Origin of the sequence: Bacillus cereus group sp. BfR-BA-01492 (assembly GCF_022662815.1) — a bacterium.
In the GTDB taxonomy this organism is placed as follows: Bacteria; Bacillota; Bacilli; order Bacillales; family Bacillaceae_G; genus Bacillus_A; species Bacillus_A cereus_BD.
The window spans coordinates 25,747-46,324 of record NZ_JAKUEH010000018.1 but is presented as its reverse complement, the minus strand read 5'-3'; the positions used below and the strand labels follow the sequence as shown (position 1 = coordinate 46,324).

Genomic DNA, 20,578 nt, shown 5'->3' with positions numbered 1-20,578 from the left:
TTTATTTATTAGCAAACCCTCCAGGTTTAAAAGCTCCTGCGTTTATTTCCCCTACACCACCAAGGTGTCCGAATTCACTATTTATTTTTGTTGGCACGAGTTGCATTATTTTAACATCATTTAATTCATGCCATGTTAATTTATTTTTTCTCGATATTTTTTTATATCTCTTGCACTGATTTTACCAGATTCCATCCCAAATTGACTTGCTAATTCAGGTGAACCATTAATCTGGTCAGCTAATTTTTGGTCTGATTGAACAAAATTAGCTCGTCTGGCTTTCCCTCCATAAGTTCCTTTTCCTCCAAGCATATAGTTGATTTCAACTTGTGCCTTTGCTGTTGGTGAAAAGTCAGGAACTGCATTTTTATATTGAATACCCTCAATCCCAACTTCATCTAAAATTTGTTTTAATTGACGGTCTGGTGGTGGCTTAAGTATGCACTTAGATTCACCCCGTATTCCCTCAAATTCAACCTTTGGATTCTCTAATGCAGGTGTCTGATTAAGCCTTGCCTCATAAGAACTAGCAAAATCAGTTTGTCTAAAAGCAGGTGGAACTTCAGCCTCTCTATTACCCGTACCCTTAACTCCCGAACCACCATTCCCCTTCGCAAGTTGATAAGCATCATCTTTTGCGGCTGCTCGCACTCTTGCAAAGTTTTCCGCTATTTCGCCAACAGTTGAATGTTCTATATAAGGAATTTTTATTCCCATCTACACTTTGGAGTGAAGACTACATGGTACTTACACACTCATTTTGTGTATGCCAAACTATTCGCTTTATTAGCCAAAGATTCTCACTTTCCTTCCTTATTACAGAGACTTGAACACTCTCTATTATAAAACTGAAAGTGAGTTTTTTTATAACTTCTATTTCCCACCTGTATAGCGAGGGGTTTTATGTTTCGCCTTCCTCAGCAACTGACTAAAGTTGATAATATAAAAGAAGCTGCCTCCAAAAGATCGTTTTTCACGATTTTTTGGAGACAGCTTCTTCCTTTTTACTCATATATGAACAAAAAATACTTCGTTTGTTGATTTCCTCCTGTGATGTTTTTTCTTTTAATTGAGTATACCCTATACTCAAATATCTTTCGCTAAATATCCCTCTTTATGTTGTTCAAGGTATTCTAAAAATTCCTTCTTATAAATATTTGTAGCGCAACGGATTTTTCTAACATCATTTACTCTTTCCGAAAAGACAGCCATTTCATACGTAGCCAGGCTTAATTTTCTTTCTAAAGTATTTTCTGATACACCTGTAGTTTCTATAAATTTTTTCAAATAAATAACCTTACGAACAGTACCACGTCTAGTAGTTTGAATAGTAATTTGTTTTTCCTCAAAAGAAAAACCTTTCTGTTTATTTTTTAGAAATTCCATTCCAAAGATGTATAGGCAAAGTAATATCCCATATTTCACTTGAAGGTTTGTGAATAACCATAATACAAGCATAAGTAATCCGATCTTTATGATTTTAACTGCTGCTGGTTTTAAAAATGCAATAGTATGTACTTTCTCTATACATTTAGGTATTGAAAAATCAGGCAAATATTTTGTGAATAATGATGATACTTCACTACTTTGAATTGACGGGATAAGAACAATTTTCGATTTTCTAGAGCTATTTCCAATAAGTTGTAAATGTATTTTACTATATCCAAACAAACGATAAATCCATGGTTGAGCAATTTCAACTGCTCTAATATCGTGTTTTGCAATAGATACCTCTTTTTTATTAATTAACCCATATGAGATATCAATACCAAATGTACTTCTTTGAACCTTGAAATTTTTATACGTAAAGAACGTAATAATTATCGATATACACCAAGCTATCGTAGTGATGATAAAAATAACACAAATAAAAGATAGTACTGTTTTAACAGTTCCGCTTGAAAGCAAGAGTCCTTGAATATCATTCTTAAAGTCTTGACTTAAATTTATATGTATACTATCTTCTGTAAAATCAAAGGAAAACAAGTTTTCTTGTCTCTTATTTTTTTCCGTATTTTCTCCAAGTCCTAAATACTTAATTACTTGTTGGGATGTAGTTAAGGTTAGCAGAATAGAACCCCAGAAGAGTTTAAGATTTGTTGTCGCTATTAATATATAATCTTTTAGCTTAAAGAAATTTGTATTTTGCGTTTCTTTTGCAACTTCGTTAATACGCTGGTTTAATATACTTTTTATGTAAGATAACTTTTTATTGGAAACAACTATTTGAATTGTGTCGCCACCAACTGTTTCTATATTAACATTGGATACGTTTAGTATTCTTTTCACAAACGTACGATCTATACTGATTGATTTAACCTTAGAATAATGTATATCGCTATATTCTTTACACCATACCCCTTCTCTCACAGAAAGTATATCTTCATAAAAGATAAATACATTATTTTTCCAAATTAAAAATGATTTCAATAGGATATAACTTACAAAAATTGTAAAACCATAATAAGCGAACCTCTCCCATTTCCCATTAATCCCTAATGTAGCAATAAGTGTTGTAAGTAGTGGATATAGATGATCCTTAATTTTAGTAAAGTTAATATACAATAATTCGATCGGATGATTACGCATTCTCAATTTTTGGTGCATTCATATCCTCCTTTCCGCGAAGAAACTGCTGAACCTGTTGCATAATATCATCGGCTGCTTCTTTGGAAATAAATCCAATAGTGTTGCAATCACCTGCGGTATACACTGTTAATTCATATAATTCAAACCATCTTGATATGTATGTTTGAGAAATGTTCATATGCTGAACGCGGAAGATAGGAATCCGGATCTCTTCATTGATTATTCCTTTTTTATAGATGCAAATATTTTCTTCTGTTATTTTATATGACTTATTTTTAAATAGAAGATAATTAAAAAAGATATTTTGAATATAAAGCCCCACATTTGCGAAATATCCTACTAAACAAAGCTTTTGTACAAATTTATAATCCTTTAAAATGTACTGTACCACTACAATAAATGCGGTAAATATAAGAAACTTAATGGTATCTCCTATATTCCAAATCTTTATAGTACGTTTGTCTACTTTTTGCAACTCATTAATATTCACTCATAATTCCCTCCGAAACCTAAAATTAATACATTATCAGAACTATATTATACAATTTTAAAATGGAAAGTTAATACTGTTCTCTATATTCCATAAAAGATAAGAGAACCTATTTTGAAAAAATAATAGGTTCTCTTACAATTCATTATCGAAAATTTAAGTACATTTAACCTAATACATTTCTAAACCATCACTTATTTCCAGCAAAATATCGTTCAATAAATTTTCGGAGTATCTGATATTTCTCTATTTATAATCTTAATCAACTCTTCTACAGCATCCTCTTTAGTGTATAACTCATCTTTCATTAAAGAATGTGTAATGAAAGTAAGCTGACTAATTCATTCTGTCTTCCAAGCAACCATTAGTAACCTTTCTTCTTGCTATAACATATAGATATCCCCCTTCTATAATAGAGAATATTTTTATTTCTATAAGCATCACCAGGGCTTTAGAATTCAATCTCTTCAAGTGATACGAAACGATACCATTCAAAATTATCATCACTAATAGATAATAAAAAAGATAGTTTCATTTACAATACCGAAACTATCTTTTAAATCCTTTCTTATTAAGAATCCCATTGTATACAAATACAATTCAAGTGTGTATATCTTTCTGCATACTCCAGTGCTCACTCATTTGTGAAACACAACATTGATAGCTTCCTTCAAACTGATATTCAATCAAAATTGTTAAAACTAATCACTCCATCCTCTGCAAAAGCTTCCTTACATAAACTTCATGCGAAGTATTCCGCCAAAAGGATAAAAGCAAGTCGTCCAGCTCTTCTTCTAACTTTTCGTTTATTTCATTGCCTTCTTCATCATATAACTCAAAGTTCGTATACTCCTATAAAACGATATCAACCGTTCCTCCGAATATATCAGCGATTCCCCAATTATATCGAACACAACTCCGAATATATCGGCGATTCGACACAACATATCGACCAATCGACAAAGTTCGCCACCGCACCGCACTCCAAGCAAAAAAAAAAGCACTAGGTTCCCCCAGTGCTTTTCTTGCTAAAATAAATGACATGCCACCTGATGTCCTTTTTCTATCTCTACCATTTTCGGTACTTCTTGTGCACATTTTTCTGTCGCAAATTTACATCTCGTTCTAAATTTGCAGCCAGATGGTGATTGGAGTGGGCTTGGGACTTCACCTTGCAAGATGATCCGTTCTTTGTCTACTTTTGTTGGATCTGGTTCTGGCATGGATGAGAGTAGTGCTTGTGTGTATGGATGAGCTGGTTTTGTGTATAAGTCTTCGCTATCGGCGATTTCTACGATGTTTCCTAAGTACATGACACCGATGCGGTCTGAAATGTGTCTGACCATGGATAGGTCGTGCGCAATGAATAGGTATGTGACTCCTGTTTCTTGCTGAATATCTTGTAGCATATTTACAACTTGCGCTTGGACAGAGACATCAAGTGCTGAGATTGGTTCATCGCATAGGATGAAGTCCGGTTTTACCGATAATGCTCGCGCGATGCTAATGCGCTGTCTTTGTCCACCACTAAATTCATGTGGGTAACGATATAAATGTTCTTCTTTTAAGCCAACTTTTTTGAGAAGGTCTAAAATGATTGTTTTTCTTTCTTCAGCTGTGTAGGAGCCATGAATATTCATCGGTTCGCTAATAATTTGGAACACATTCATTGTCGGATTTAAGGAAGCGTATGGATCTTGAAAGATGATTTGCATTCTCTTTCGATATTCCTTGAGTTCACTTTCTTTTAACTCCGCAATATCTTTTCCATCGAATAAAATATTACCTGAAGTTACATCGTGTAAACGGATGATGCTTCTTCCTGTCGTTGATTTCCCGCATCCAGATTCTCCTACTAATCCAAATGTTTCTCCCTTTTTTATTGTAAAGCTAAGATCATCGACAGCTTTTAAGTGCTCCGTTTTTCTACCAAAAAGTCCTTTTTTAATAGGAAAATACTTTTTTAAATTCCGAACTTCAATTAAATTTTCTTCATTCATGGGAATCACCTACTGTTTCATCGTTTAACCAGCACATAGAGCGTCTCCCTGCTCCAAGTTCAAAGTATAGCGGACGCTCTGTTTCACAAATGTCCATTGCGTGCGGGCAGCGTTCTGCAAAAGGACACCCTTTCGGCGGATGTAGTAAGTTTGGTGTGATACCTTGAATAGGCGCTAATCTCTCTTTCACTCCATTCGATATTTTTGGCAGAGAATTTAAGAGCCCTTTCGTATACGGATGATTGGGCCGCTGAAAAATATCAAGTACAGACCCTTCTTCCATAATTAGACCGCCGTACATGACAATAACACGTGTGCAGTTTTGTGCGACAATCCCTAAATCATGTGTAATGAGTAATAATGACATATTTGTTTCATCTTTTAGCTTTTTCATTAAATCTAAAATTTGTGCTTGTATCGTTACATCAAGTGCTGTAGTTGGTTCATCTGCGATCAGCAGCTCTGGATTGCAGGACATCGCCATTGCGATCATAACTCGCTGCTTCATTCCACCGCTTAGTTCATGCGGATATTGCTTCATTCTTTCTTCTGGTGAAGAAATGCCTACTTGTTTTAATAGATTGATGGCGATATGTTGCGCTTCTTTCTTTTTTACGTTTCGATGCCGCATAATCACTTCGGTCATCTGTTTTCCAATTTTTACAACTGGATTTAAAGCAGACATCGGATCTTGAGAAATGAGCGAAATTTGATTTCCTCGGATGGAACGCAGCTCTTTTTCAGACTTTAAGAGCATGTTTTCATTTTGAAAAAAAATTTCTCCTTCTTTTACTTTTCCTGGTGACGTAACAAGAGACATAATCGATTTTGCCATTACGCTCTTTCCACTTCCCGATTCGCCAACAATCCCAACAACTTCACCTTTATTTAAACGAAATGTCACTCCTCGAACAGCTTGCACTTCGCCGCTTTCTATGAAAAAAGAAGTTTTCAAACCTTTTACTTCCAACAATTTTTCTGACACGCTCTTCACTCCCCCTCATTCAAAGCTTGCCTAGTTTTCATGATGAGCTCCTTTTGGCGCCAAAGCTTTCTTTAATGCTTCACCAATTACGTTAAAACTTAATACCGTTAAAAGGATAAGAAACCCTGGGAATAGCGTTAAATACCAAGCTTCTCCAATATACCCTTGCGCGTTATTTAACATGCTGCCCCAAGAAGAATCAGGTTCTCTAATACCTAAACCTAAGAAACTTAAAGATGATTCCATTAAAATCGACGATGCGATTGTTAAAGTCGCTGAAATAATAATCGTTGATAAAATGTTCGGAATGATATGTCTAACAATAATCATCAATGATTTTTGTCCCGACACTTTCGCATATAAAACATACTCACGCTCTTTTACAGATAAAGTCTCTGCCCTTACGATACGCGCCGTGTCCATCCATGTTAGCAATCCAATAATAAGAACTAACGTTGTAATCCCTGGCTTTAAATACGCATTTAATAAAAGCATTAAAAAGAAGGAAGGAATGGACATAAGAACTTCGACAATTCTCATTAAGAAATTATCTAGCTTTCCGCCAAAATATCCGCTAACCGTTCCTACTGCTGTACCAATCGTAACTGAAACGATCATTGCTAGAAAACCAACTGCAAGAGAAATACGCCCACCATACAGCGCTCTCGTTAAGTAATCTCTTCCGTAGTCATCCGTTCCGAAAAGATGTTCTATACTCGGTTCTTTTAAGCGATCTGGAATCGACATTTTACTAGGATCATATGGTGATAAAAATGCAAAAAGAGAAACTACTGTTAAAATTCCGAGTATAATAACACCCATTGCAACAAACTTATTTTTTGTGAAACTCTGTTTTATCGTTTGAAATCTCCGGTTATTCATTCCAAATCACCCCCTCATTCGAATCCGTGGATCAACAACGCTATATAAAATATCAGCAATTAAATTCCCGAGAATTAACATAAATGATGATAATAACGTAGTTGCCATTATAATCGGATAATCAAATCTAAAAATAGCATTAACCCCTAGAGAGCCAAGACCTGGCCAAGAGAATACTGTTTCGGTGATAAAAGCTCCTCCTATTAAACTTGGAATAGATAATCCCAAAATTGTAATAATCGGTATTAAGACATTTCGCAATACATGATTGAATAACACACTTTTCTTTGAAGCCCCGTATGCATATTGAATTTGTACATAATCTTCTTCTAATTGTTGAATCGTGTTTGAGCGAATATATCTCATATAAACAGAAACATTTTGAAAAGCAAGTACAGTACAAGGTAAAATCCCATGTTTTACAATATCTAAAAGGGAATCTTGGCCAACTGTACGCATCCCCATACTCGGAAGAATACTCCATTTTAAAGAGAATAAATAAATCAATAGTAATGCAAACCAAAAGACAGGCATAGAAATGCCGACATATGAAATAAAGTTCGCAATACGATCAAATACAGAATTCTTTCTTATGCCAGTGAATAAACCTAATGGTATGGCGATGATGAATGAAACGAGTAAAGATGCCCCCATTAAACCGACTGTAGCCGGGATTCTTTCTACAATAAGGTCTAAAACCGGTCTATGACTTTGAATCGAGTACCCAAAATTTCCGGTTAAAATATTTTTAAACCATAAAAAATATTGAACATAAATTGGTTGATCGAGTCCTAAGCTTTTTCGAATACGTTCTACATCAATTGGACTCATATTCGGCGTTACAAAATTTCGAACTGGATCTCCCGGTGCTAGCTTAATTAATAAAAAAGAAATGATAGAAATAACGAATAAAAGTGGAATTGCATTCACAAGCCTTTTCGCAATTACTTTAGACACACCTTTCCCCCCTACTTTGAACAATCCAAGATAAAGAAGCTGATTTACACCAGCTTCTTTAAAGTCTCTTATTTTACTTCATAGATTTTTGATAGATCTTCAAACATTGTGACAGGAATTGCCTTTGCTTCTTTTAATCCATCAAACTTTTTATCTACTGCAATAATTGCTTTTGGATAGGCAATTGGCAGATACGGTAAATCTTCAGCAGCCGTTTCCTGGATTTTGTGGTATAGCTCTGCACGTTTTGTTTTATCAGTTTCTACCGCTGCTTCTTCCCATAACTTATCGAAATCAGCATTTTTATAACGCGCATAATTGTATTCAGCGTTACTTAAGAATAAGCTCTTATATGAATCTGGTTCAGAACCCATAATATATCCACCAAATGTAATATCGTAGTCTTTATTCTCTTTATCTAAGCTTTTTTCACTTGCCGCACTCGCATCTAATGCGTTCAGTTCAACTTCTAAGCCGACTTCTTGTAACTTCTGCTGCGTATATAGAGCTAAACTTTCCATGATTTTATTGTTATTTTCATACATAACACGAACTTTTTCTTTCTCTTTCACACCAGCTTTTGTTAATAACTCTTTCGCTTGTTTCTTATCATATTTATAATCTTTCACATCTTTTGCATAGTAAAGAGCATCTGGTGTTAAGATTGAATTTGCCGGCTCTGCAAATTGATTCGAAACAAATGCTGAATTAATCATTTCTTTCTTGTCCAATGCATGAGCAATTGCTTGGCGCACTTCTTTCTTCTTCATAAGATCTGTATTAAAGTTGTATGATAAGTAGAATAATCGGCCCTCTGGGAATGTCACCATAGAGAAATTACCGGTACTGTTTAATTTTTTATAATCTTGCGGTTCAATCATTTTCATGTTGATTTGACCATTTTGCAAGGAAACATTTGCTGTATTACGATCTTTTACAACTCGGTACACGACAGACTCTAGTTTTGCTTTACCAGCAAAATAATCATCAAATCGCTCCAACGCAACGTATTCATCGGTTTTATACTCTTTTAATTTAAATGGACCTGATCCAACAGGTTGTAGATTTTTCTTACTCTTCATTAAGTCTGCTTCATTTTCAAATACATGCTTTGGAATTGGGAAGAAGTTATTCATAACTCCTTCAAAAGATGCACTTACTTGCGGTAGTATTAATTGTGTCGTAAGTTCATCCACCTTTTTCACTTCAAGCGGCTTTCCTTTAAAAATAAAGTTTTCACGACTTGAACTGTTTTGCTTTTCATCTAATATAGATTGAATTGTGAAAACAATATCATCAGATGTAATTTTCTTGCCATCATGCCATTTTAAATTATCTTTTAATTTCAATGTCCATGTTAATTGATCTTCTGAAGGTGTGAAGCTCTCAGCAAGAACAAACTTTTTCTTACCGTCTTCCATACGATACAGCGGTGCATATAAAGCTTGCTGAATCGTTAACGATACACGATCATTTGCATAAAGCGGATTCATCGTCTCTGGATTATCGCTAACACCAACTGTTAATGCCCCTCCATCTTTCGGAGTTCCTGATGTACTTGTTCCCTCTTGTTTAGAAGAATCTTTTCCACCGGAGCAAGCCGCTAATGCAATAACAAATATTAGGACAAATGGTAATGCAAACAACTTCTGTTTCATCTTTCGGCCCCCTAGACTTTTTATACACATAAGAAAACTCGGAATTAAAACCGAGTTTTCTTATAGGTTTTAAAGTATCACCATAGGTAAATAAAGTCAACTAATACTTCTAGCAAAATATATAAATTATCGCAATTCATCAATAAAACGATATTAACCGTTCCTCCAAATATATCAGCGATTCTCCCATTATATCGAACACAACTTCGAATATATCGGCGATTTCCCAATTATATCGAACACAACTCCGAATATATCGGCGATTCGACACAACATATCGACCAGTCGACAAAGTTCGCAATCCCAAAACAAAAAAGCTATTTCAAACCGAAATAGCCCTTCACTTATTCAATTACTCGTAGCTCATCTAACAATGCTCGCTTACTTTTATGTTGCATTTTCAATGCCATGAGACGTTTTTCCCATGTGTCTTGTTCTTGTAATTTCTTTTCGTAAATGTTTCTTACTTTTTTAAGTATTTTACAGCTTGTTTGTAGCGCTTGCGATTGCCGTTTTCGATAGGGAGACAGCCTTTGATCCAATATCTTGGATACTTATCTATGAGCTGCTCTGCCAAGCTCTCAAAGTTTGCATAGGGAGATTCACGCGCTATGTTTCTAGGGGCTAAAATGACTTCTAATATCTCCTCATACATTTCACTGTCATAACAAATTTCCAAGTAATCTTTTTTACTTTCTTTTTGAACAATTTCGATCATCTCTGCTTGTATTTCTTCCCAATCTTTAGCTAAGAGCTATTCTTTCATAAAATAGAAATCTTCAGCATGGTTCTTGCCGTGATAGTCTGTGCGAAATGCTCGTATTAAAACATTCTTTCCTTCCTCATAATTATTCTTCTGTTTAAAATATATAAATGCGCGATCACGTATTAGTTCAATATCTGATTGCTTCAGGAAAGCCCGCTCTATTAAAGCTTGCAATTGGTTCAGTTTCTCTTGTTCTGCATAGTAATCAAATAGAAATGCAAATAATTCTGTTTGTCTACCTTTTCCGTTCTCTATTCCTGCTTCTGCTATCTCAACAGCTTGATTGATTTGACTTTGTGACAGGTAATATGTTGCTAAATCCCAATAGTCCATCCCAAATTTTAAAGATTGTAGTCGCAGCGCTAAGTACGCTTCCCCATCTTGTAATTGATTTTTATAAATACGCATCATCAAAGTTTGATTCCAAGCACTCGGTTGTTTTTGAAGTAATGTAATCACATGTCTCCAATCCGATTCCGATTCACATAGTACATCATCAAATCCAGAATTACCGATTGCATATTGTGCAAATATTTCTTTGATTAGTAAATGTTTCTCTTCAGTAGATACGGAACACTCAGACCATACTTCTCTCATTTTCTCCAAATATTCATAAGCCTCATATTCAAGGTGTTCCGGTCCACCGCCATAATCGTTAAATTCACTAATAATCTCTTCTGCTCTTTCCCAATATTCTATAAGCAAGTTATTGGATAAAGAATCGTTCTTTTTGGGCCCCTTTTTCTGTGCATACTATTCCATAACAGCTATGTCTATATCCACATATTGATCTGCCAAATGCTTCACTAATGCGATCAATTCTTCTTTCTCTAATTCCATACATAAATCTTGTGCCATAACTTCACCCTCTCAAGCCTGTTCATCTTATCTTACTTCCGAACAGCATATCTTTCTAAAATCCCCAGTCAAATTCTCCTAGTCATTCCTTCTTCTAGCTCCCCTTCACCGAGAAAAATTTCAGCCGTTTTGACAACTTTACGCGCAGTCTGTTTTATAATGGGGACAATAGCGATATTATGTTCTTTACGTATATATAAATGATCTATCTTTTCTGCACTTTTCACAATATAAGATTGAACAAATTGTAATCCATCCATGCTTCCACTTCCTTATGCCACATACTTCTTTTATTGTAGCATACGCGCAAACTCACAATATAACCTACTTTCAACGGATCTCTAAAACGTAAGTATTTGAGCCGAGTCTCCGAAACATTCTCAATTCAATGGTGCAAAATACTCTTCCCTAAATCCATTTCATAAGGAGTATCTCCAAAAAGGCAAAAACCATTCGTTTGACTCTTTATCTCATTCCTCGTTTATTTTTTTACCTTCTTCATCCAATCGCTTCAAGTTTGTATACTTCTACATTCTTATACACATACTTCTTTTAGTGTGGTATATAACAGATTCGCACTTTTTCAAAGATATCAATCGAGAGATAATTTTCATTCAATCGAATGTTAAAATTATTTGTTAAAAACAAAGTAATTTTAAAAATTAATATATTATCGCTTTTTTAGTTAATTTTATTCAGAATTTGATTCTCTTATATTTTTTGAATATACTTTTCTTATAACTAGAAAAGGAAGTGCATTATATGATAGAAACCTTTAGTAGATTTCTTGGGATGACGAATAACATTTTATGGACATATATTCTTCTTGCAATGTTAATCGGCCTTGGGCTTTATTTTTCCTTTAAATTGAAATTTGTACAAATTAGCCATTTTGGCGAAATGATACGATTAATAAGTGATGGATTTAGTGGAAAAACAAAGAAAAAAGGTAGTATATCTGCATTCCAAGCATTTTGTTTAAGTGCAGCAGCTCGTATCGGAATCGGAAACTTAGCTGGTGTGGCACTCGCGATTTCAATGGGAGGACCTGGGGCCGTATTTTGGATGTGGTTCATCGCAATTATTGGCGCAGCTACAAGCTTTGTAGAATGTACGCTTGCACAAATTTATAAAGTAAAAGACGGAAGCAGGTTTCGCGGTGGTCCTGCTTATTACATGGAGAGAGGTTTAAAGAAGCGCTGGATGGGCGTTTGGTTCTCACTCCTCATTACCGTTACTTACGGATTAATTTTCAACTCTGTACAAGCTAATACAGTCACATTAGCATTTAAAAATGCGTTCGGTGTGGAACGTTATGTAATAGGGATCGTATTAGCTGTATTAGTGGCGATTATTATTTTTGGTGGTATTAAAAGTATTGCACGTATTTCCGAAACAATTGTACCTCCAATGGCAATCGTTTATATCGGTGTTGCCGTTTTTGTTGTTATTAAAAATTACTATATATTGCCAGATGTTTTTCTAGAAATATTTAAAGGTGCTTTTGGTTTAGAGCAAGCGATCGGCGGCGGGATTGGAGCTGCAATGAAGTATGGGATTCAGCGCGGTTTATTCGCAACGGAAGCTGGTATGGGGAGTTCTCCAAACGCTGCCGCGACATCAGATGTATCGCACCCTGCAAAACAAGGATTTATTCAAGCACTCGGTGTTTTTGTAGATACATTCTTAGTATGTACTTCAACGGCGTTTATCGTATTGTGCTCTGGAGCATATAAAGCAACAAACTTAGAAGGTATTGAATTAACTCAAAACGCATTAAGTTCACAAATTGGTCCATGGGCAAGCAGTTTCTTAGCCATTATTATTTTCTTATTTGCTTTTAGTTCATTACTAGGCAACTACTATTATGGGGAAACAAATATTGCGTTCATTAAAGAAAGTAAACTATGGTTACTGATTTATCGTATTGCAGTTGTTGGAATGATACTATTCGGATCCATCGCGACACTTCAAACAGTTTGGAATATGGCTGATTTATTTATGGGACTAATGGTATTTACAAATTTAATTGCGATTACACTTCTTAGCAAGTTTGTATATGCGACTTTAGCAGACTATATAAAACAAAGAAAAGCTGGAAAAGATCCCATTTTCCGTGCAAGTTCTATCCCCAACTTAAAAAATACAGAGTGCTGGGAAGACAATCATGTAGAGAAAGAAAACCAAGCGGTATCGTAAACTTTTGAAATCCCTCTTAAGAGGGATTTTTTATTTTTAAATACATCAACTCCTACTCTTTTGGGGCATATACTATCTAAAAGCTAAAAAGGAAGTGACCTTCATGTACTACGGCACAAAAGGATGGTACGTAGCGGAGCTGAAAAAATTAGGCATTCGTTATCATGAGGGACGGAAATTAGAAAGCTACCGAGGACATGTACTGCGCAATTTACTGGCGGAAAAACAAAAGAAAAGTGAGCCGTTAAAATAAACCGATAAAACGATATCGTTCATTCTTTCCAAAATATCGGCGCATCTTCACCATATATCGGCGCAAAATGAAAAATATCGGCGATTCGACACGGAATATCGACCAGTCGACAAAATTCGCCGAAACTAAGAACGAAAAAACAAGCATATAAAAAAGTGGTGCCCTCCCTCCGGGGGCACCACTTTTTTAACGATAAGCAGAAACGTTATGTCCTTTTGCTTGGTAATAGTCTAGAATACCAGCGTAGATTGCTTCAGCAGCACGCTGTCTCCATTCTGGTGAAGATAGTTTTTCACCTTCTATTTGATTGTCTACAAATCCTAGTTCTGTTAATACAGCTGGCATTGTATTTTCACGAACTACGTATAGATCCCCTTCTTTAACGCCTCTGTCGCGTGTTCCAAGTGCATCTACAAGACGACTTTGGATTTTTTCGGCTAGTAAACGACTATCGTCTACATATGGATTTGTTGCACGTGTTGCTGATCTGTAGTAATAAGTTTCTGTACCGTGAGCCGTTCCGTCAAAACCGTTACCATGAATACTTACAAAGATATCCCCGTTATTTTGTTGTGCAAATTCCACTCGCTCTCTCAGAGAATCTTTTGCATCTGTTCCTGGTCGTACATCTGTATCATGTGTTAACAATACAGTAAACGGCGTTTTTTGTTCAAATAATTTTTGTACACGCAGCGCTGTATCTAGTACAATTTTACTCTCGTCCATATTTACGCCTGTATGACCTGGATCGATTCCACCATGACCTGGATCAATAATAATTGCCTTTCCTTCCAAGAAGTTATCTTGTTTTGGTGGATTTAATTGATTTTTATCGACCCATTGAAAACCAGAGCTTGTCCGAATGCGAATCCAGCTACCGCTTTCTTCTATAACTGTTACTGTTTGCGGTGCATATGTACCTAGTATTTCCGATGAGTGTGACGCTTCTTGATATGTAGTAAACGCGCTATGAATTGCTTCTTTCTTTTCCTGTAACGGCGTCCATTTATCGCCTTTATCTGTTACAATTTTCAGCCAACCATCTTCTCGCTCTTCTTTTACCACAACCATTTGCGGTGCATGTTGATTTGATGTAATCCCTGAGGATAAGGATGGCTGATGATATGTAATGAAATATCTGTTCATATACATTCTTTTTGATGTGTCTGCTTTTTGCATATCCGTTTGTGCGATAAATTGCGCTGCTTCTGCGCGTGTCACAATACCATTTGGTTTCCAGCCGTCACCAGTACCCTTTGAAATCCCTAATGCAACCAGTGTATTTGCTTGTTTTTCGCCCCAATGCCCTTTTAAATCAGCAAATTGCGTTGGTAAATTACCAATAATTCTATTATTTAGCTTATAAGCTTCAACAAGCATAGATGCCATGGAAGCACGATCAATGTTTTTTGATGGGTTAAAGTGACCGCTCCCATCTCCTTTAATGACACCAGCTTTTTCAACCGCTGCAATATATGGGGCTGCCCAATGATGTTTAGCGTCCTGGAATGACGGCTTTGCTTCTTTATTAATCTGTAAGCCTAGTACCATAGCTATTAACTTTGCAGCTGAACCACGGTCAATTTCTTCTGATGGTGAAAAAGTTCCATCTGGTTTTCCATCAAGTGCATGTTTCTCCACTAAATAGTTAACCGATTGTTGTGCCCAGCTTGGTACATCTGGAAATGTTTTCCCTGCTGCTGAAGTGCTTAATGGATAAGTGAATAAATTAGCTGCCAAAATTCCAGCTGCGATTACTCCGTATTTCATTCGCTAGTTTCTCCTCTCAAATCTTCTCATTCTCAAAATCTCATTTACTTAAAATAGTACCTAAATTAGTGTATTCCATTTATTAATTTGAGTAAATATGAATAACATTAATTAATATTTAAATATTGATTACAGAAACGTATCATTTTGATATTAGGGTATAAAAATTCAAATATAATATTACCTTTTCACTATAAAAAAGAGAGACTGCCTATTATTCATAGACAATCTCTCTTATTTTATCAAACTTATATATTAGCGATACGCTGACACATCGTTGCCTTTCCACTCATAATAATCTAAAATACCAGCATAAATTGCTTCAGCAGCACGTTGTCTCCACTCTGGCTGAGCTAGTTTTTCACCCTCGATCTTGTTATCAACAAATGCTAGTTCTGTTAGTACAGCCGGCATTGTATTTTCACGAGTCACGTATAAGTCTTTATGTTGTACACCTCGATCGCGTGTTCCAAGTGCCGCAACAAGGCGTTTTTGAATTTTTTGAGCTAACATGTAGCTTTCATCTACATGTGGGTTTGTTCTTTTTGTTTTAGAGTTATAATAAAATGTCTCTGTTCCATGAGCTTGTCCGTTATATGCATTACCATGAATACTTACAAAGATATCCCCTTTATTTCTTTGTGCAAATTCTACTCGTTTTTTTAGGGAGTCCGCTGCACTGCTTCCTGGTCTTGCATCTCCTTCACGTGTTAACAAAACAGTAAGTGGTGTTTTCTTCTCAAACAGTGCCTTTACTCGTTTCGATGTATCCAATACAATTTTACTTTCTTCCATATATAAACTATCTTTCCCTGGGTCCGGATCACCGTGACCTGGGTCAATGATAATTGCTTTTCCTTCTAGGAAGTTCGCTTGTTTTGGTGGGTTTAATTGATTTTTATCCACCCATTGGAAACCAGCATAAGTACGAATACGAATCCAATTTCCATTTTCCTCCATAATCGTTACAGTTTGCGGTTCATATTTCCCTAATACTTTAGAGTTGTGAGATGCTTCTTGATATGTAGTAAATGACTCACCGATATACTCTGTTTTCTCATGCAATGGAGTCCATTTATCACCTGTACTTGTTGCAATCTTCATCCAGCCGTCTTTTCGCTGTTCTTTTACTTCAATAATTTGTGGTTTATGCTGATTAGACGTAATACCAGATGAAAGGGATGGCTGATGATATGTGATGAATGGTCTATCCATATACATTCTCTTAGATGTATTTTCTTTTCTCATATCTGTTTGTGCAATCAATTGAACTGCTTCCGCTCGTGTTACTTGACCTTCTGGGTCCCAAACATTTCCTTTTCCTTTAGACATCTCTAAAGCCGCTAGAATGTTCACATTTTTTCTGCCCCAGTGATCTTTTATATCATCAAATTGATTTGGGATTTCCCCAATAATTCTCCCTTCTAAAGCATAAGCTTTAACAAGCATCGTCGCCATAGAAGCCCGATTGATTTTACCTGTTGGATTGAATTTCCCATTCCCGTCCCCAACAATAACTCCAGCTTTTTCTACTGCTGCAATATAGGGAGCTGCCCAATGATTTTGCGCATCTGTAAACGATGGTTTTGCCTCTTTGTTCACATCTAATCCAAGAACACTTGCTAATAATTTAGCTGCCGATCCACGGTCAATCTCTTCAATCGGTGCAAATGTCCCATCTGGCTTTCCATCCAGTACATTCTTTTCAACTAAATAGTTCACTGAATCTTGTGCCCAATTTGGCACGTCTGGGAAGCTTTTTCCCGCGGCCAAACTGCTCGTTGGACAAGATAATACCACAGCTGTCAAAATGCCCGCAACAACTTTTCTGTAATTCATAAATCAATCCTTCTCCTCTCAAAATCTCTCATTTTCATCGTAAAATATTCATTCTACTAATCACCTAAAATATGTCAACTATAATAGTTTACATTATTAAAATATTATAGTAAACATATTTTTAAAATATACTCCTTTGAAGCATAAAAAAAGTGAGTAGTACCGAAACACCACTCACCTTTTTCAACGATTAATTACTCTTCTATCATCGGTGATAACACATATGCATAAACAAGTGCTTCTGTATGTGCAATTGAACTTTCATGTGTACGTTCAAACGCATGGGATGAATCAATCCCTGCTCCAATTAATGCATGTTTTATATCGAATCCAGCTCGAATCGCTGCTGAAGCATCTGATCCGTAATATGGATAAATGTCTACTTTATATGCAATCTTGTTTTCTTTCGCAAGTTCTACTAGGTGCTTGCGTAAGCCATAATGATACGGACCGCTAGAATCTTTTGCACAAATGGATACCGTATATTCATCTGAAGCTTGTCCATCTCCTAACGCTCCCATATCGACTGCTACATATTCTACCGTTTCTTCTGGAATGTTGGAATTTCCCCCATAACCAATTTCTTCGTTATTAGAAATTAAGAAATGCGTTGTATATGGTAATATCATCTTTTCATCTTGTAATCGTTTTATAAGTTGTAATAGAATACCGACACTTACTTTATCATCTAAATGACGTGACTTTATGTATCCGCTTTCTGTAATTTGCACGCGCGGATCAAATGAAACAAAATCTCCTACTTCAATGCCTAATGCACGCACCTCATCAGCTGAAGATACTCGCTCATCAATGCGGACTTCAATATTTTTCTCATCACGTTTCGCTTCTCCTGCATCCTTATATACATGAACCGATGTTTGATGCATTAAAATTGTCCCGGTATACGTTTTTCCGCTCGATGTTTCAATCTCACAATATTCTCCTTCCACGGAATTCCAGCGAAATCCACCAATCATCGATAAACGAAGGCGACCATCCGATTTAATTTCTTTTACCATCGCCCCTAACGTGTCGACATGTGCTGTTACTAAACGGTGCTGCGCCTCATTTTTTCCTTTTAGCGTCAGAATAAGAGCTCCCTTATGATTTCGTTTCGTCTCTACATTCCATTCCTTCACATAGTTTTCAATAAAGCTTATAATTTTCCCTGTATTTCCAGATGGACTTGGAATTGAAACGAGCTGCTTGATCAGCTCCATCGTTTCTTTTGTTTGATATGCCACTGTCATTCCTCCTCTTTTTTCCTAATATTCAGTATACATAAATATTGATAAAACCTCTACTTATCTTCTATACATATCTTTTCAATTTTTATAATTATTGTAAAGTATAACAGAAGGGAGGAAACTGTATGAAATTCACAAAAAACATGGAGAAATTCTTTTAATTTGGTTATTATCATCTTTATTCTGCCTACAAGTCTCTTACGCTACCGGTACTTCTATCGCCATTTCTATAGGGTGGATATTCACTATAATCCTTTTCATGATGAGTCTCTACATAGGAAACAAACATATCGAAAAAAAAGCACAGCCATTTCTAAAAGCTGTGCTTTTTCTATTACACTATTCCTCAGAAACATCAAGAAGATAGATTCCTTTTTCGAATCCTCCGCGCTCTGTTTCTTTTTGTTTCCGAATACGTTCGATGTCTTGGAACGTTGCCCCTTCTGCACGCGCTAATGCAATGATAACTTCTAATGCATCAGCAAGTGAATCAAGCGCATGTTCCCGCTCTTTCATCGAAGCAAATTCACGAAGTTCTTCCGTTCCGATTTTCGCTAATGCTTGTATGTAGGCTTGCCCTGTTAATGTTTGTGCTGTATACGTTTTTCCAGACATTAAAATCCTTTCTGGAACACGGTCTCTTACTAACTTATTATATGTTGCCATCGTCTCTTTGCCTTCCTCTCATTCCTTACAATCTTTTGAACTCTGCACTATACAACATCCAAACTTTCTTTACATAAACGCATCCGAAAGCTTCCTCTTCTTCCTTTTTCTTTGAAGGAAATACATGATAAGAATCATATTCATCTTTCTCTTCCCCGTATAGAACACGCAATGACTTAGGAATCGCCTCTTCATAAAGATTCGCTCTCTTTTGAACGTCTCCTTGCACAGCAATCTTTGGATGTCCAGATAAGAACATTGTCGTTCGGATTGTTACGTTTGGTGTGCTATGCAATATAACATATATAATGATGAAAAGTGTAATCACCATCATACTTTTTCTTTTGTTTTTCATCTATTTCTCCTAAAAAAAGTGCTAACACAATTATACTAAAATGTGCTAGCACTTTCTTCCTTTTTATTCTCCTTTAAAGATTGGGGAACGCTTTTCTAAAAACGCAGCAATTCCCTCTTTATGATCGGCTGTTTTTCTCATTGCATATTGTCCACGCTTTTCAAGCGCTAGCGTTTGTTCCAGACTTGAGCGATTGAATTCACATAAAATTTGTTTCGTTTGAATCATTGCTTGAATTGGTTTTTGCAACCACTCATTAATTTTTTGTTTTACAGCTCCTTGGAAGTTTTCCCCGATTACTTCATCAATTAAACCGAGATCTAACGCTTCCGTTGCCGATAGTTTTTTCCCTTCCCAAATGATTTGCTTGGCCACATTTTCACCAAGTCGTTTTTGTAAGAAGAAATGCCCTCCGCCATCTGGAATCAGCGCAATTCCAATGAAATTCATCGCAATAATAGATGAAATATCTGCTAGCACATAATCCGCTGTTAACGCAATGCTTAGTCCAAGGCCTGCCGTTGGACCATGAATTGCGCTAATCACAAGCTTTGGCATTGTATATAACGTAACAACAATTTCCGAAATCGTATTCATAACGTCATCAAATTTACTTTCATCGTTACTAGAAAGCATGGATTTAATATCCCCACCTGCGGAAAAACCGCGGCCATTTCCGCATAATACGACAATGTGAGCGGAACTTTCTGCCACTTCTTTCAGTTTTTTTCGTAATTCTCTTAAGGTAGGCTCATCTAACGCATTTAATACTTCCGGACGATTGACCATCACTGTTGCAACACGTCCTTCATATTTCACAACAACAGACTCTGCTTTGCTTTTTACTCCCATTATATATCCCTCTCTCTTGTCCAATGATTATACTTCTATACTTATAGAAAAGAGCTACAAAACCCTTCTTTTTTCCTAATTTTCTGTCTAATATAGACAAATTTTGTATATTTTCTTGTATAAAACGAATGATCGCGAAGAAAAATAATGGAGTTCAAAGAGATTCCTCACCTCTTCTCTTCTATTTACCATTAGAATGAAATAGTGTATTC

General features: G+C 36.0%; 19 protein-coding genes and 1 pseudogene. 2 read left to right on the top strand and 18 right to left on the bottom strand.

Annotated elements, in window-relative coordinates; genetic code table 11:
• Window position 1: 1 nt before the first annotated feature.
• The 12 genes and pseudogenes from MR063_RS22325 to MR063_RS18005 form a co-directional block, all read right to left on the bottom strand.
• Complete coding sequence (locus MR063_RS22325) at window positions 2-106, bottom strand: hypothetical protein (protein WP_472927041.1); 105 nt, start codon at window positions 104-106, stop codon at window positions 2-4.
• 12 nt (window positions 107-118) lie between these two features.
• Window positions 119-717: pseudogene (locus MR063_RS18055) on the bottom strand (HNH endonuclease); the annotation flags it as partial.
• 369 nt (window positions 718-1,086) lie between these two features.
• Entirely contained in the window at window positions 1,087-2,607 is a 1,521-nt protein-coding gene (locus MR063_RS18050) for a PH domain-containing protein (protein WP_242200546.1), read from the bottom strand.
• A complete protein-coding gene (locus MR063_RS18045; RefSeq protein ID WP_242200545.1) occupies window positions 2,582-3,079 on the bottom strand; it encodes a PH domain-containing protein in 498 nt (165 codons plus the stop codon). Before MR063_RS18045 ends, MR063_RS18050 begins: the two co-directional genes overlap by 26 nt.
• Window positions 3,080-4,107: 1,028 nt before the next feature.
• A complete protein-coding gene (locus MR063_RS18040; RefSeq protein ID WP_242200544.1) occupies window positions 4,108-5,079 on the bottom strand; it encodes an ABC transporter ATP-binding protein in 972 nt (323 codons plus the stop codon).
• On the bottom strand, window positions 5,072-6,064 hold the full coding sequence (locus tag MR063_RS18035; RefSeq protein ID WP_242200543.1) for an ABC transporter ATP-binding protein: 993 nt from the start codon (window positions 6,062-6,064) through the stop codon (window positions 5,072-5,074). Before MR063_RS18035 ends, MR063_RS18040 begins: the two co-directional genes overlap by 8 nt.
• A gap of 30 nt (window positions 6,065-6,094) precedes the next feature.
• Complete coding sequence (locus MR063_RS18030) at window positions 6,095-6,946, bottom strand: ABC transporter permease (RefSeq protein WP_242200542.1); 852 nt, start codon at window positions 6,944-6,946, stop codon at window positions 6,095-6,097.
• Between the two features lie 6 nt (window positions 6,947-6,952).
• On the bottom strand, window positions 6,953-7,903 hold the full coding sequence (locus tag MR063_RS18025) for an ABC transporter permease (RefSeq protein WP_242200541.1): 951 nt from the start codon (window positions 7,901-7,903) through the stop codon (window positions 6,953-6,955).
• A gap of 68 nt (window positions 7,904-7,971) precedes the next feature.
• The gene (locus MR063_RS18020) at window positions 7,972-9,561 is read right to left on the bottom strand and encodes an ABC transporter substrate-binding protein (protein WP_242200540.1); all 1,590 of its coding nucleotides are present in this window, start codon (window positions 9,559-9,561) and stop codon (window positions 7,972-7,974) included.
• A 463-nt stretch (window positions 9,562-10,024) separates the two neighbouring features.
• Window positions 10,025-10,279: a hypothetical protein gene (locus tag MR063_RS18015; protein ID WP_242200538.1), complete on the bottom strand. Its 255-nt coding sequence runs from the start codon at window positions 10,277-10,279 to the stop codon at window positions 10,025-10,027.
• A 36-nt stretch (window positions 10,280-10,315) separates the two neighbouring features.
• On the bottom strand, window positions 10,316-11,032 hold the full coding sequence (locus MR063_RS18010) for a hypothetical protein (RefSeq protein ID WP_242200536.1): 717 nt from the start codon (window positions 11,030-11,032) through the stop codon (window positions 10,316-10,318).
• Between the two features lie 221 nt (window positions 11,033-11,253).
• Window positions 11,254-11,445: a hypothetical protein gene (locus MR063_RS18005; RefSeq protein ID WP_242200533.1), complete on the bottom strand. Its 192-nt coding sequence runs from the start codon at window positions 11,443-11,445 to the stop codon at window positions 11,254-11,256.
• A 502-nt stretch (window positions 11,446-11,947) separates the two neighbouring features.
• Between MR063_RS18005 and MR063_RS18000 the strand changes: the two genes are divergently transcribed.
• Both MR063_RS18000 and MR063_RS17995 read left to right on the top strand, forming a co-directional pair.
• Window positions 11,948-13,384 (top strand): alanine/glycine:cation symporter family protein, encoded by a 1,437-nt coding sequence (locus tag MR063_RS18000; RefSeq protein ID WP_242200531.1) that lies wholly within the window; start codon window positions 11,948-11,950, stop codon window positions 13,382-13,384.
• Window positions 13,385-13,487: 103 nt separating this feature from the next.
• Complete coding sequence (locus tag MR063_RS17995) at window positions 13,488-13,637, top strand: YflJ family protein (protein WP_242200529.1); 150 nt, start codon at window positions 13,488-13,490, stop codon at window positions 13,635-13,637.
• A gap of 186 nt (window positions 13,638-13,823) precedes the next feature.
• Here the strand turns inward: MR063_RS17995 and MR063_RS17990 are convergent, their stop codons facing one another.
• The 6 genes from MR063_RS17990 to MR063_RS17965 form a co-directional block, all read right to left on the bottom strand.
• Window positions 13,824-15,407, bottom strand: coding sequence for an N-acetylmuramoyl-L-alanine amidase (locus tag MR063_RS17990; RefSeq protein ID WP_242200527.1), 1,584 nt, complete (start codon window positions 15,405-15,407; stop codon window positions 13,824-13,826).
• Between the two features lie 255 nt (window positions 15,408-15,662).
• Complete coding sequence (locus MR063_RS17985) at window positions 15,663-17,246, bottom strand: N-acetylmuramoyl-L-alanine amidase (protein ID WP_242200525.1); 1,584 nt, start codon at window positions 17,244-17,246, stop codon at window positions 15,663-15,665.
• A gap of 194 nt (window positions 17,247-17,440) precedes the next feature.
• Window positions 17,441-18,490: a M42 family metallopeptidase gene (locus tag MR063_RS17980; protein WP_242200523.1), complete on the bottom strand. Its 1,050-nt coding sequence runs from the start codon at window positions 18,488-18,490 to the stop codon at window positions 17,441-17,443.
• Window positions 18,491-18,832: 342 nt separating this feature from the next.
• Window positions 18,833-19,159, bottom strand: coding sequence for a nucleoside triphosphate pyrophosphohydrolase (locus MR063_RS17975; RefSeq protein ID WP_242200521.1), 327 nt, complete (start codon window positions 19,157-19,159; stop codon window positions 18,833-18,835).
• Between the two features lie 25 nt (window positions 19,160-19,184).
• Window positions 19,185-19,514, bottom strand: coding sequence for a hypothetical protein (locus MR063_RS17970; RefSeq protein ID WP_242200518.1), 330 nt, complete (start codon window positions 19,512-19,514; stop codon window positions 19,185-19,187).
• 63 nt (window positions 19,515-19,577) lie between these two features.
• Entirely contained in the window at window positions 19,578-20,366 is a 789-nt protein-coding gene (locus tag MR063_RS17965) for an enoyl-CoA hydratase (RefSeq protein ID WP_242200516.1), read from the bottom strand.
• Window positions 20,367-20,578 lie beyond the last annotated feature (212 nt).